The sequence below is a fragment of the Actinomycetota bacterium genome, assembly GCA_016700055.1.
Lineage (GTDB): Bacteria > Actinomycetota > Acidimicrobiia > Acidimicrobiales > Ilumatobacteraceae > Kalu-18.
Genome location: CP064997.1, coordinates 2,469,163 through 2,482,591 on the forward strand (window position 1 = coordinate 2,469,163; position 13,429 = coordinate 2,482,591).

Sequence of the window (13,429 nt, forward strand, 5' to 3'; positions counted from 1 at the left end):
GCACGGCTAGGACTGGGTACCGTCACCACGATGGTGCCGATCGAGCAAGCGCGTGCGCTCGTCCTGCGTGCATGCAGCCCCCTTGCGCCGCGGGCGATCCCGCTGGAACAGGCCACCGGCTGCGTGCTCGGCGCCGAGGTGGTCGCCGCCGAGGACGTGCCGCCCTTCGCGAACACGGCCGTCGACGGCTATGCGGTACGGGCCGCCGACACCGCGGGCGCGTCGGTGGGCACGCCGGTCGAGCTGCGCGTCATCGGCGAGCTCGCCGCCGGAGCCGCTACGGCCCGCGTGGTCGGAGTGGGCGAGACGCTGCGGATCATGACCGGGGCCCCGCTGCCCGCCGGTGCCGACGCGGCGGTGATGGTGGAGAACACGGTGCTGCTCGGCGACCCTCAGGTGCTCGACGGCAGCGTCCGTGTGCAGATCATGCGCGCCGCGCAGCCCGGCGATGCGGTGCGCGGCGCCGGCGATGACGTGCACGGCGGCGACCGCCTGTTCGGGGCCGGGACCGAGATCGGCCCGGCCGTCGCGGGGGTACTGGCGAGCGTCAATTGCCGCCACCCCGTGGTGCACCCGCGCCCGCGGGTGGCGGTGCTGTCCACCGGCGACGAGCTGGTCGACGACGGTTCGCCGCTCGCCCCCGGCCAGATCCGGGAGAGCAACCGGGTGATGTTGCTCGGGCTCGTCGCGGCCACCGGTGCGGTGCCGGTGGACCTCGGGATCGTGCGCGACGACGAGGCTCTGCTCGAGCGCGTCCTACGCGAAGGTGCGGCGACTTGCGACGCCGTCGTGACGAGTGGCGGGGTGAGCATGGGCGACTACGACGTCGTCAAGGCCGTCCTCGGGCGCATCGCGGAGATGTCGTGGATGCAGATCGCGATCAAGCCCGCCAAGCCGTTCGCGTTCGGGCTGCTGCGCTCCGACGACGGACGCGCGGTGCCGGTGTTCGGGCTGCCCGGGAATCCGGTCAGCTCGCTCGTCAGCTTCGAGCTGCTCGCCCGGCCCGGGCTGCGCCAGATGGCCGGGCAGCCGGCCAAGGAGCTGACGCTGCCGAGCGCACGGGCCGTCGCCGACCAGGCCCTGCGGCGCAGTCCCGACGGAAAGGTGCACTACCAGCGGGCGATCGCCCACTTCGGCGACGACGGTCGGGTGCACGTGCGCTCCACGTGGGCCCAGGGCAGCCACCAGCTCGCCGCCACCGCGGCCGCGAACGCGCTGGTCGAGCTGCCCGACGGCGACGGGGTGGACGAGGGGTCGGAGGTGACCGTGATGCTGCTGTCGCCGGGCACCCGTATCCTCTAGAGATGGATCTGGTCGACTCGTACGGTCGCACCGTCCGCGACCTGCGCATCTCGGTCACCGACCGCTGCAACTTCCGCTGTACCTACTGCATGCCCTCCGAGGGGATGATCTGGCTGCCGCGGAGCGAGATCCTGACGTTCGAGGAGATCGAGCGGCTGGCGAGGCTCTTCGTCGAGCGCTACCACGTGGACGGGATCCGCCTCACCGGCGGCGAGCCGACCGTGCGGGCCCATCTGGCGGTCCTCGTGCAGAAGCTGTCGGGTATCACGGTGCCTGCCGACGCGGCTTCGCCGGTCGCGGGAGCACCGGTAGACCTGTCGCTCACCACCAACGGGGCGGCGCTGCGGCTGCTCGCGTACGAGCTGCGCACCGCTGGACTGCACCGGGTGAACGTCAGCCTCGACACGCTCGACCGGGAGCGGTTCGAGGCGATCACGCGGCGCGACGAGCTGCTGCGCGTGCTCGACGGGATCGACGCCGCGATCGAGGCCGGCTTCGCGCCGGTCAAGGTCAACACCGTCGTCGAGCGGGGCGTCAACGACGACGAGATCGTCGCCTTGGCCGAGTTCGGGCGAGAGCGCGGCGTCGAGCTGCGGTTCATCGAGTTCATGCCCCTCGACGCCTCCGGTCGATGGGTGCCCGACAGGGTCGTCAGCCAGGACGAGATCGTGGCCCGGATCCACGCCGTGTATCCGCTGGAGCAGATGCCCGGACGCGGGCCGGCACCGGCGGACCGCTGGCGCTACCTCGACGGGGCGGGCACGGTCGGCGTGATCCCGTCGGTGACCAAGCCGTTCTGCGGCGACTGCGACCGCGTGCGCCTCACCGCCGACGGCCAGCTGCGCACCTGCCTCTTCGCCACCGACGAGTTCGACTTGCGGGCCCTCATCCGGGCCGGCGCCACCGACGACGAGCTCGCCGGCGAGATCGAGCGTGCGGTCGCCACGAAGTGGGCCGGGCACCAGATCAACCAGGTCACGTTCGTGCGCCCGCGGCGCTCGATGAGCCAGATCGGCGGCTGAGGCCGGGCGTCGGTCAGCGGGCGAGAGCCTGTGCCACCACCTCGAACACGTCGGCGGAGATGCCGAGGCCGAGATGAGTGCTGCGCACCTCGACGTGTTCGACGTTCGGGCTGCGCTCGTCGATGCAGGCCTGCCAGGCGACGATGCGATCGGCCTTGGAGTAGATCGCCGTGATCGGCACCCTGATCGGGACGGCGCCGCGCGCGTCGACGATGCGCTCTACCTGGTCGACGTCGATGCCCTGGCGTCGGTAGGCGTGCCCGACGGTGGTGTACTTCGGGCCGCCGACCACCGGGCTGCCGAGCGTGATCACCTGGCGCACCAGCGCCGGACGCTCACGGGCCACCTCGCGCACGAGGTATCCGCCCAGGCTCCAGCCGACGAGGCGCACCGGCTGGCCGTGCTCGCGATGCATCTCCTCGACCAGCGAGACGAGCTGGGGCAGGAGCACCGCCACGTCGCCGGTGTTGCGCCCCAACCCCCACCCCGAGACCGTGTAGCCGAGCCGGGCGAGGTAGCCGCGCAGCAGTGCGGTGGAGGCGTCGCCGGCGCCGAACCCGGGCGCCACCAGCACCGGCTCGCCGTGACCGCGGGGCTGACGGCGAAGGCGTGCAGATCGGGCGACGAGCAGGGGCAGCTCGGCCGCAGCGGCGGCCTCACGCCAGGTGTCGCCGGGGTGGGGAACGGGGATCGCGCGGGCCACGGGTCAAGGATAGGGGCGGGTGCCGGGGCCCCGATCCAGGCCGCTGCCGCGCCGGGTGCCGCGCTCTGCGGATCCGGTTCGTTTACGATCGTCGGCGGATGAGCGATCTCACCTTCAGCCACCTCGACCCGCTCGGTCGGGCCCGGATGGTCGACGTGACGCCGAAGGAGCCCACGCACCGTCGGGCGGTGGCCCGCTGCAAGGTGTTCATGATGCCCGACACGACCACCGCGATCGCCAACCGCGAGGTGAAGAAGGGCGACGTCCTGGCTGTTGCCAGGGTCGCCGGCATCCAGGCCGCCAAGCGCACGGCGGACATGATCCCGCTCTGCCATCCGCTCCTCGTCGGCTCGGTCTCGGTGAACTTCGAGATCGGCGACGACCACGTGGCCGTCGAGGCCCACGTCGAGACCGTCGATCGCACCGGAGTGGAGATGGAAGCGCTCCATGCGTGTGCGACGGCGGCGCTGACCATCTACGACATGTGCAAGTCCGCCGATCGGGCAATGGTGATCGGGGAACTCACCTTGTGGGAGAAGACGGGAGGCCGCTCCGGCGTCTACCGTCGCACGGGCGATGTTGGTCCTTCCGTCACGAACGTAGTAGATTCGTAACAAAGCGATCCGCTGTGGCTGGTCGCGCGGTGCGTGAACATCATGGACATGATGAAACTCATGGCGACAACTGAGAGGTATAACGCGTGAGCAAGATCATCCTGCTCGTCGTCGGAGCAGCATGGGCAGCCGTCCTCATCCCGCCGCTACTGCGTAGCCGCATCGACAACCGGCCGAGCTCGTCGGTGGTCGATTTCCGTCGTCAGCTCTCGACGCTGCAGCGAACGGTTCCCGTCCGGGGGGCGATGGCGCCGATGCGCTCCCTCGCCCGTCCGCTCGCTCCGGCGCCACGACCCGGCAGCCGCACGCACCGCCCCGGCCCGGGTACCGGTCAACACACTCACCAGACCGAGCACCTCTCTCGTCAGGCGACGATGACGCGCCACGCTCCGGTGCGCCGTGACGCCCACAGCGCCGGCGTCTCCCGGCACCACTCCCAGGCCCATCTGCGCCGGCAGGTCAACCGCGCCACGGTCGTGCGCCAGCGCCGCCAGAACGTGCTGTTCGGCCTGATCGCAACCACCGCGATCACCGCGTTCTGTGCCTTCACCACGAAGAGCGACCTGTTCGTGTACGCCTTCGTGCTGGCCGCGGTGTCCCTCGTCGGCTACTGCTACAAGCTGGTCCAGCTCCGTCAGCAGTCCGACGTGCGCACCTACGGCCACGAGTGGTTCCACGCCGCCTGAGCCGCCTGCTGAGGCACCCCGGCCACGGCTGGGGGATCGCAGGGGCGTCCTGTAGCATGACGCCTCGCCCGCGGGGGTGTAGCTCAGTTGGTAGAGCGCAACAATCGCACTGTTGAGGCCAGGGGTTCGATTCCCCTCACCTCCACCCGTCGAGGTCGTCCAGAGCCGATCGCCTCCGACATCTCGAAGAGGTGGTCGGCTCCCCACGCGTTCTCGGTCGGTTGAGTCGCGCTATGTGTCACAAATCCGACCGAGAACGCGCGGGGGGAAGCGGTAGCCGGCGGCGGGCGCGCTACACCCCTTTCGTATTGTGGCGATCGTGAGGATCCTGCACCTGGCGGACGTGCACCTGGACACCCCCTTCGGCTGGGCAGCGCCAGAGGTGGCCAGGCAGCTCCGGCACCACCTCCGTGAGGCGCTGCAGCGGGCCACCCAGTTGGTCGGGGGCGGCGGCTTCGACGCGCTGACCATCGCCGGCGACCTCTACGAGCACGACCGCTTCAGCGCCGACACCGGGGCCTTCCTGCAGGCATCGTTCGCCGAGCTGGCACCCGTCCCGGTGCTGATCGCCCCCGGCAACCACGACTGGTTCGGCCCGCAGAGCCTCTACCGCCAGGTCGAGTGGTCGCCGAACGTGGTGGTCTTCGACAGCTCCACCTTCACCCGGTTCGCCCTCGCCGACGGGGTGACGGTCTGGGGCGCGGCCCACCTCCGGCCGGCTCATACGCCCAACCTGCTGAACGGCTTCCACACCTGTGGATCGGAGACCCACCTGGCGTTGTTCCACGGCTCCGAACGAGGTGGTCTGGCGTTCCAGGAGGCGGGCAAGCAGGTGCACGCGCCCTTCGACGAGGCCGACATCGCCGCCGCCGGCTTCGCGTTCGCCCTCGTCGGGCACTACCACCGGGCCCGCGCCGGGCGCTGGTACGCCTATCCGGGCAATCCGTCCCCGCTCAGCTTCGGCGAGACCGGTGAGCGCGGCGCGCTCGTGATCGACGTGGCCGTTGCGGGGGTCACCGCGACGCCGGTGGCGCTCGCCGCCTCGCCGTGGCACGACGTGGCGGTCGACGCCACAGGGTGCTCGAGCGCCACCGAGGTGCGGGCCAGGATCGCCGAGCGGCTCGCCCCCCTGCGGGGTGTGGCCAGGGTGACCGTCTCTGGCGAGCTGGCCCCCGACGTCCACCTCGGCCTCGACGACCTCCGCGGTGTCGAGCACCCACTCGAGGCCTACATGCCCCAGTTCGGCGAGGTCACGGTCGCCTACGACGTCGACGCCCTCACCCGGGAGCAGACCGTCAGAGGCCAGTTCGTCCGTGACGTGCTCGATGCAGCCGAGCTCGAAGACGACCTGCGCCGGCGCATTCTCGTCACCGGGCTGCGCGCCTTCGACGGGCGAGCGGATCTGGAGGTGCCCTGATGTGGTTCTCGCAGGTACGCGCAGACGCCTTTGGTCCCTTCGACGGCGCAGTGCTCGAACCGGCGCCGGGGATGAACGTGATCTGGGGCCCGAACGAGTCCGGCAAGTCGAGCTGGCACGCCGCGATGGTGGCCGGGCTCTGCGGTGTCGCGCGCACCAGGGGGGCGACCACGAAGGAGCATCGCGAACTGGAGAGCCGCCGGCGCCCCCGCTCGCGCGACCGCTGGGCGGTCGGTGTCACGGTCACCCTCGAACGCGGTGAGCGGATCGAGTTCCGCCAAAACCTCGCCGAGCGCACGGGCACCGCGCTCGACGCCGACCTCGGCCGCGACCGCACCGTCGAGTTCTTGCACCACAACAGCCCCGACGGGGCCAAGCTCGTCGGGCTCGACCGGGAGACCTTCAAGGCGGTCGCCTGCGTCGCTCAGGCGGCCATCTTGGGCATCACCGCCGACGCGGGCGCCCTGCAGGACGATCTCCAGCGCGCGGCGGCGACTGCTGGCACGAAGTCCACCGCCAGCGAGGCCATCGCCTCGCTCGACCGCTTCCTCGAAACGCAGGTCGGCCAGCGGCGCGCGAACTCACGGCGACCGTTGCAGGCAGCCCTCGTGCGTGCCGAAGAGACGGCACGTGAGCTCGACCGAGCCCGGGCGGTGCACGATCAGGTGCTGCGCCGGGCCGGGTACGTCGAAGAAACCGAGCGCGCGGCCACCGAGGCAACGCGCACGGCTCGCCGAGCCGAGGCAGCGCATGCCGCCCTGTCGGCGAAGGAGCGGCTCGAAACGAACGCTCGGGTGCAGCACCTGGCCGCCACCTACCCTTCGGCGCCGCCCGGCCCCGCCGATGACGCCCAGCTCGCGGCCCGGGTCCAGGCGGCTCTCCACACGTGGATGGCGCGCCCCGCGGTACCCGAGCCGCCCGAACGGGCGAGCTCGGCAGTCGAGGCAGAGCTGGCCTCCCTGCCTCACCCCGCGTCCGGCGACCGCGAGATCGACGGATCGGTCGGCTCGGCCAAGGCCTCGCTCGACTGGATCAGTGCCCAGCTCGCCGGGCACGACAAGTCACTTCCCGAGCTCACGCAGCCCGAGCTCACGCCGGTCGCTTCGCTCGACGCGAGCACCGCCCTCATCGCTGCGGGTGCGGTGGTCGCCGTCGCCGCCGGTGCCGCCGCGGTGCTCGTCGGCCCGGCCTTCGCGCTGGTCGGCGTTCTCGGCGTGGTGCTCGTCGTAGCCGGTGCCCTTCGCCGGGCACGGTCACGCGCAGGCGTAAGCGTGTCCGTCCAGGGCGAATCGCGGCGCCGATCCGAGTGGCAACAGCGCCGTGGCCGCCTCGCTGCCGACCAGCTGGTGGCCTGCCAAGCGCTCGCGCGGGCCGTCGCGGCGCGCGGCGAGGACCTGCGCGGAGTTCCTGCCACCGACCTCTTGGGTGTGCAGTCCGCCTACGACCGCTACGCAGCCGCGTGCCGACGCCGGCGCGCCGATCACGAGCAGGACGTGCGCCGCAGCGAGCTCGCGCACGAGCTGCGCGCGGCGAAGAGCGCGGAGCGCCAGCGCGCCGATGATCTCCAGCGCCTCGCCGCCGCCGCGCAGGGCGTGGTGCAGCTCGCGGCCGAGGTGGGCCAACAGCGCGCGAGCGGCTCGGCGCCCGACGCGGCCGAAGGGCTCGAGCAGTGGCTCACGATGCGGCAGGCGAACCTGGAGGAGACCGAGCGGCAGTGGAAGGAGTCGCTCGAGCTCGAGGGACTCCTCCGGGGCGCCACCCCCGCCGAGTTCGCCGCCCAGACCGACCTGATCGCGCGGCGAGCTCGCGAGCTGCGGGCCCGTCTCGACGACCCAGCCGGCGACGTCGACGCCACCGTCGACGATCTCGGCGCAGATGCGCGCGGTCCCGAATTCGAGACGATGCTGGCCGACCTGCGCCAACGGGCCGAAGACGCGCACGCCGAGGCGGTGGGGGCCAGGCGCGCCCTGGCGGAGTTCGCCGGCATCGCTCCCAATGTGGCCGAGGCCGAAGAGGCAAAGGCCGCCGCTGCGCGTGAGCTCGACCGGGTCACGGCCCTCGACGACGTCCTGGCTCGCACGAGAAGATTCCTGGTGGGCGCGGAGGTGCGTGTTCACCACGACATCGCGCCCGTCCTCGCCGCCAAGACCTCGCGGCCGCTGGCCACGGTCACCGGCGGGCGGTACCACGAGGTCGTCGTCGATCCGCAGACGCTGCAGGTGAACGTGCGCCTCGCCGACGGCAGCCAGGTCGACGCGTCGCGCCTGTCCCACGGCACCGCCGAGCAGGTCTACTTGCTGCTGCGGGTGGCGATCAGCGACGTGCTCGGTTCGGCCGAGCCGTGCCCGATCCTGCTCGACGATCCCACCGTGCACGCCGATGCCGAGCGCACCTTCGCGCTGCTCGACGCCCTCCACGAGGTGAGTGCCACCCGCCAGGTAGTGCTGTTCACGCAGGAGGACGACGTGCGCTGCTGGGCGCAACGCGCCCTCGCCGAGCCCCGCGATCGGCTGGTGGAGCTGGACGTGCTGGCGGTGGTCAGCAGGTAGCGGCGACGGCCGGCGCGATGGGGCTCAGCAAGAACACGTCCTGCATCCGGCGCACGAGGGCCGCGGTGCCGGTGAGCTGCAGCGATCCCGACCGCAGCGGCGCCGCGAGCTCGACCTTGCCCATCCACACCGAGTAGAGCGTCGCGACGTCGCTCGACACGAAGACGTCGACGTCGAAACCGGGGTCGTGGGTGCATACGGACGGCCCGAGGGTGTCCTTCACGATCCAGAACCTCCTCCTGTCGTCGCTGAAGCGGAACTCGAGCACGATCCGCCGGTCGGGGAGCGCGCTGAAGTCGAGGCGCCGGTGCACCCACCAGACGAGCAGCTGCGGGTCGAGCTCGTGCTCGGAGGGGTCGCCGAACTGCCAGCGGGCTCCCCACTCACCGAGCCCGAACACGATCGGGCGCAGTTCCTCGCCCGCCGCGGTCAGCACGTAGCCCCCGTCGAGCTTCTCGACGACTCCGGCGAGCTCGAGCTGGCGGAGGCGCTTCGTGAGCAACGAGCGGGAGAGCCCGGGCAGGCACCGTGCCAGGTCGTTGAACCGGTTGAAGCCGCAGAGCATGTCGCGCACGATCAGCAGCGACCAGCGCTCGCCGAGCACCTCGACCGCGCGGCTGATCGGGCAGTACTGGCCGTAACCCCCGTCGCGTGGCGCCATCTGTCGGTCCCCCTTACAGCGGTACCCCTCGATTCGTGAACGGGAGCGTAGCCCGGGTCCAGATCATGTACCGGCGAAGTAGCGGATCTGGACTATCCGCCGTTCGGAAACAGGTGCATGCTCGATCGATCCTGCCTATGACCGGACCGAAGGAGTGAATGCGATGCTCACCGAGCACACCCACTGGACGAGAACCGACCCTGCAGGAACGTGGCCGCAGCGGGCCGCTGACGCCGCAATGCTGATCGCGCCCGATGCCGCCGAGCACGACCGCCGCGGAGACTTCGTGAGCGACGGAATGGCGCTGATGCGCCGACGTGGGTTCACGTCGATGCTCGTGCCGAGCGAGCTCGGCGGTGGGGGAGCCACGTTCGCCGAGACGTGCGCGGTGCTGGCCGCCCTGGCCAAGGGATGCCCGGCAACGGCGCTGACGCTGTCGATGCACAGCCACCTCGTCGCCGCCCAGGTCTGGCGCCTGAAGCACGACCTGCCGGCGCCGCTGCCGGCCCGCGTCGCCAACGAGGACCTCGTGCTCGTGTCCACGGGAGCGTCGGACTGGGTCGACTCGCACGGCACCGCCTCGCGCGTCGACGGCGGCTTCAGGGTCTCGGCACGCAAGAGCCCGGCGAGCGGGGCTCCGGCCGGTGACATCGTCGTCACGAGCGCCAGGTGGGAGGACAGCCCGGAGGGCACGCAGGTGATCCACTTCGCGGTCCCGTTCACCGCCGAGGGGGTCAGCGTCGAAGAGACCTGGGACACGATGGGAATGCGCGCGACCGGCTCGCACACGGTCGTTCTCGACGACGTCTTCGTTCCCGAGGCGGCGGTGTCGCTCTACCGCGCTGCCGGTGAGTGGCACTCGGTCTTCAACGTCGTCGTGGGCGTCGCGCTGCCGCTGGTCCTCGCCGTGTACGTCGGCGTGGCCGAAGCGGCGGCCGAACGGGCGATCGAGCTGGCCCGCAAGCGCAGCGACCCCGCGGTCGCGGCACCGGTGATCGGGCGCATGGTCAACCGCCTGCGGACCACGCAGAACGCCGTCGGGGCGATCATCGAGACGAACGACGACATGCGCTTCGCCGCCACCGTCGAGCACTCGGCCGCGGTGCTCAGCAACAAGACCGTCGCCACCGAAGCGGCGATCGACACCGTTCGCCTGGCGATGGAGGCCGCCGGCGGGGTCGGCTACACCACGGGGGGCGGGATCGAACGGCTCTACCGCGACGTCCACGGCGCCCTCTACCACCCGCTACCCGCGGCGAAGCAGGAGATGTTCACCGGCAGAGTGGCGCTCGGCCTCGACCCGATCGGCGCCGGGGAGGGCGTGCGTGCCGGGTGAGCGGGTTACCGTGGCGCCATGTCCGAGGAGCAGCGACCGTACGGGGGTAGCTCGAGTTCGCCGGAGTCGTTGAAGAGGGTCCGCACCAGGCACTTCCAGCGTGCCAAGGAGCAGGGGATCAAGATCACCGGGCTGACGAGCTACGACTGCCTGTCGGCGAGCATCTTCGACCGCGCCGGCATCGACTTCCTGCTCGTCGGCGACTCGGCGGGCAACGCCGTCCTCGGCTACGACACGACCATCCCGGTCACCGTCGACGAGCTGATCCCCTTCTGCAGCGCGGTCGTGCGGGCCGTCAACCGCGCGCTCGTCATCGCCGACATGCCGTTCGGTTCCTACGAGACCGGGCCGGAAGAGGCCCTGCACACCGCGATCCGGTTCATGAAGGAGACCGGGGCCCACGCCGTGAAGCTCGAAGGCGGCGAGCGCAGTGCCGAGCAGATCCGCCAGATCGTCCAGGCCGGCATCCCGGTGATGGCCCACATCGGGTTCACCCCGCAGAGCGAGCACGGCCTGGGCGGTCACCTCATCCAGGGTCGCGGCGAAGGCGCGGCCCAGCTCCTCGCCGATGCCCACGCGGTGGAGGAAGCCGGCGCGTTCGCGGTCGTGCTCGAGATGGTCCCGTCGGGCATCGCCGCGCAGGTCACCCAGGAGCTCGACATCCCGACGATCAGCGTCGGCGCCGGCCCGCATTGCGACGGTCAGCTGATGGTGTGGACCGACTGGGCGGGGTTCACCACCGGTCGCATCCCGAAGTTCGTGAAGCAGTACGCGCACATCGCCGACACGCTGCTCGACGCAGCCGTCGCGTACCGCTCCGAGGTCGAGGCCGGCAGCTACCCCGGCCCGGAGCACGAGTACACCGACGGCTGAGCCGGCTCACTCGCCGGTCGGCCCGACGAAGCGGGGATGCGCCGCTCTCGACGTGGGCAGACGAGCCCCGGTGCGCCGGAGAAGGGCTGACGATGGCAACCTCGCGAGCCATGGAGCGCTGGCGTCACCGCATCGAGACCGTGAACGGGATCAGGCTGCACTGGGTGGAGGCGGGCGAGGGGCCGCTCGTGCTGCTCGTGCACGGCTTTCCGGAGTCGTGGTACTCGTGGCGGCACCAGCTCGACGCTCTCGCCGACGCGGGTTACCGGGCCGTTGCGCTGGACGTGCGCGGCTACGGCAGGTCGTCGGCTCCGCCCGAGATCGAGGCCTACCGCATGCTGTGCCACGTGGCCGACAACGTCGGGCTCGTCGGCGCGCTGGGCGAGGAGCAGGCGGTGGTGGTCGGCCACGACTGGGGAGCGCCGATCGCGTGGACCTCGGCACTGCTGCGCCCGGACGTGTTCCGCGCGGTCGCCGGGTTGTCGGTGCCCTACTCGCCCCCCGGTGGTGTTCGTCCGCTGACGGCGATGCGTGCCCTCGCCGGCGCCGAGGAGTTCTACATCCAGTACTTCCAGCAGCCCGGGCGGGCCGAGGCCGAGATCGAGTCCGACGTGCGGCGGTGGCTGCTCGGCTTCTACTTCACCGCCTCCGGCGACGCCCCGCCCGCAGACCCCGCGGCCGGAACGATGGCCACCGTCGCGCCGGGTGGCCAGCTGAGAGATCGGTTCGTCGTGCCCGACGAGCTGCCGTCGTGGATGAGCGCCGACGATCTCGACGTCTACGTCGGCGAGTTCGAGCGCACCGGCTTCACCGGCGGATTGAACCGGTACCGCAACATCGAGCGTGACTGGGACGACCTGAGCGCGTTCCACGGTCGCCCGATCGACGTGCCGGCGCTGTTCGTCGGCGGCGACCGTGACGGCCCGACGCTCTGGGGCATGCGCGCGATCGAGCGCTTTGCCACCAACCTGACCGCCCTGCACCGGTCGGTGATCCTGCCCGGCTGCGGTCACTGGACCCAGCAAGAGCGCGCCGACGAGGTGAACGAGATCCTGCTCGAGTTCCTCGGCTCCGTCGCCGGTTAGGGCCGGTTGCGCCCGAGCATGTCGTGGCTCGGCACCCAGTCGCCGTGCACCACCGCGCACGCGAGCGAGATCTCGCCCGCGAGCACTACGCCGGCGCAGATCTCGGCGAACTTCTCGACCTTGCCCGCGCCGTAGCAGCCGAGCATCTCGAGGCACTCGCGCTGAGTGGCGAGACCGGTGCCGCCGCCGTAAGTGGCCACGATCAGCGACGGCAGGGTGATCGACCAGTAGTAGCGCCCGTCGGGCAGGAGCTGGCTGTAGGTGATGCCGGCGTGTGACTCGGCGACGTTCGCCGCGTCCTGGCCGGTGGCGATGAACAGCGCCGCGATCGCGTTGGCGGCATGTGCCCCGTTGTTGGCCGAGCCGGCGAGCAGAGCACCGACCGAGGACACCTGGCGCAGCCGCGAGAGCGTCTCCGACGCCACACCCATCTGCTCGAGCAGCAGCTCGCGGTCGATGATCGCCTCGGCGATCACCCGCTTGCCGCGGGTGCGCAGCATGTTGATGTGGGAGTGCTTCTTGTCGGTGTCGATGTTGCCGGAGAGCACGTACTCGGGGTGCGTCCGGAACTGGTCCTTGATCCACTCGCAGGCGACGAACGTGGCCTTGCCGGTCATGTTCTGGCCGGCGGCGTCACCGGTGGTGTAGTCGAAGCGCAGGTAGAGCATCGGCCCGACGGCGTACTGCTCGATGCGGATCAGGCGCCCGGTCTTGGTCGTCGCCTCGGCGACGGCCTTGATCTCGGTGAAGTGGCCGTCGATCCATTCGGCGAAGTCACGTGCCTCACGCGCCCCGGTCAAGAGGAAGACCGGTGCGCGCTGCATCGCGTCGTCGACGACGGTGCAGTTGACGCCGCCGGATGCGGCGAGCAGGCGCATGCCCCGGTTGTAGCTGGCGATGAGGGTGCCCTCCGTGGTGGCGAGCGGCACCCAGAAGTCGCCCTGCGCGTGCTCACCGTTGACCCGCAGCGGCCCGACGATGCCGATCGGCACCTGGGCGACGCCGGTGAACTGCTCGATGTTGCCCGGCAGCGTCGCCGGGTCGAGCGAGTACGAGCCGACGTGGTCGAGGGAGACGCCGGTGTGCTCGTGCACGAACCGGCGTCGGGCAGCCGCCATCTCGGCGGTGTAGTCCTCGGCAGCCCGCGGGATGCGCGGGGACTGGTCGGTCATCGGTTGGCC

The 13,429-nt window shown here is 71.1% G+C and carries 12 protein-coding genes and 1 tRNA gene; 10 read left to right on the forward strand and 3 right to left on the reverse strand.

Annotated features, from left to right (window positions below):
• The first annotated feature begins 30 nt into the window (after nucleotides 1-30).
• Nucleotides 31-1,302: a molybdopterin molybdotransferase MoeA gene (locus IPM43_11950; protein ID QQS24121.1), complete on the forward strand. Its 1,272-nt coding sequence runs from the start codon at nucleotides 31-33 to the stop codon at nucleotides 1,300-1,302.
• Nucleotides 1,303-1,304: 2 nt separating this feature from the next.
• Nucleotides 1,305-2,324 carry a GTP 3',8-cyclase MoaA gene (gene moaA, locus IPM43_11955; protein ID QQS24122.1) on the forward strand — a complete coding sequence of 340 codons (1,020 nt, stop codon included), beginning with the start codon at nucleotides 1,305-1,307 and terminating at the stop codon, nucleotides 2,322-2,324.
• A 13-nt stretch (nucleotides 2,325-2,337) separates the two neighbouring features.
• Here moaA and IPM43_11960 read toward each other — a convergent pair whose 3' ends face one another.
• Complete coding sequence (locus tag IPM43_11960; protein ID QQS24123.1) at nucleotides 2,338-3,027, reverse strand: alpha/beta hydrolase; 690 nt, start codon at nucleotides 3,025-3,027, stop codon at nucleotides 2,338-2,340.
• Between the two features lie 98 nt (nucleotides 3,028-3,125).
• Here IPM43_11960 and moaC point away from each other — a divergent pair, with 98 nt between their 5' ends.
• The 5 genes from moaC (at nucleotide 3,126) to IPM43_11985 (ending at nucleotide 8,293) form a co-directional block, all read left to right on the forward strand.
• The gene (gene moaC, locus IPM43_11965; GenBank protein ID QQS24124.1) at nucleotides 3,126-3,641 is read left to right on the forward strand and encodes a cyclic pyranopterin monophosphate synthase MoaC; all 516 of its coding nucleotides are present in this window, start codon (nucleotides 3,126-3,128) and stop codon (nucleotides 3,639-3,641) included.
• Nucleotides 3,642-3,727: 86 nt separating this feature from the next.
• Nucleotides 3,728-4,327: a hypothetical protein gene (locus tag IPM43_11970; protein ID QQS24125.1), complete on the forward strand. Its 600-nt coding sequence runs from the start codon at nucleotides 3,728-3,730 to the stop codon at nucleotides 4,325-4,327.
• A 72-nt stretch (nucleotides 4,328-4,399) separates the two neighbouring features.
• Nucleotides 4,400-4,472: transfer RNA gene (locus tag IPM43_11975), tRNA-Ala, on the forward strand.
• A 174-nt stretch (nucleotides 4,473-4,646) separates the two neighbouring features.
• Nucleotides 4,647-5,744 (forward strand): metallophosphoesterase, encoded by a 1,098-nt coding sequence (locus IPM43_11980; protein ID QQS24126.1) that lies wholly within the window; start codon nucleotides 4,647-4,649, stop codon nucleotides 5,742-5,744.
• Entirely contained in the window at nucleotides 5,744-8,293 is a 2,550-nt protein-coding gene (locus IPM43_11985) for an AAA family ATPase (protein QQS24127.1), read from the forward strand. The genes IPM43_11980 and IPM43_11985 overlap by 1 nt, the downstream gene beginning before the upstream one ends.
• On the opposite strand, the gene IPM43_11990 is transcribed toward IPM43_11985, so the two are convergent.
• Complete coding sequence (locus IPM43_11990) at nucleotides 8,283-8,954, reverse strand: winged helix-turn-helix transcriptional regulator (protein QQS24128.1); 672 nt, start codon at nucleotides 8,952-8,954, stop codon at nucleotides 8,283-8,285. The genes IPM43_11985 and IPM43_11990 overlap by 11 nt on opposite strands.
• Before the next feature lie 238 nt (nucleotides 8,955-9,192).
• Here IPM43_11990 and IPM43_11995 point away from each other — a divergent pair, with 238 nt between their 5' ends.
• The 3 genes from IPM43_11995 to IPM43_12005 all read left to right on the forward strand — a co-directional run bounded on the left by IPM43_11995 (nucleotide 9,193) and on the right by IPM43_12005 (nucleotide 12,248).
• Nucleotides 9,193-10,290: an acyl-CoA dehydrogenase family protein gene (locus IPM43_11995; protein QQS26449.1), complete on the forward strand. Its 1,098-nt coding sequence runs from the start codon at nucleotides 9,193-9,195 to the stop codon at nucleotides 10,288-10,290.
• Between the two features lie 18 nt (nucleotides 10,291-10,308).
• On the forward strand, nucleotides 10,309-11,163 hold the full coding sequence (gene panB, locus IPM43_12000; protein QQS24129.1) for a 3-methyl-2-oxobutanoate hydroxymethyltransferase: 855 nt from the start codon (nucleotides 10,309-10,311) through the stop codon (nucleotides 11,161-11,163).
• Between the two features lie 110 nt (nucleotides 11,164-11,273).
• Nucleotides 11,274-12,248: an alpha/beta hydrolase gene (locus tag IPM43_12005; protein QQS26450.1), complete on the forward strand. Its 975-nt coding sequence runs from the start codon at nucleotides 11,274-11,276 to the stop codon at nucleotides 12,246-12,248.
• On the opposite strand, the gene IPM43_12010 is transcribed toward IPM43_12005, so the two are convergent.
• Nucleotides 12,245-13,420 carry a hydroxymethylglutaryl-CoA reductase gene (locus IPM43_12010; protein QQS24130.1) on the reverse strand — a complete coding sequence of 392 codons (1,176 nt, stop codon included), beginning with the start codon at nucleotides 13,418-13,420 and terminating at the stop codon, nucleotides 12,245-12,247. The two genes, IPM43_12005 and IPM43_12010, sit on opposite strands and share 4 nt — an antisense overlap.
• Nucleotides 13,421-13,429 lie beyond the last annotated feature (9 nt).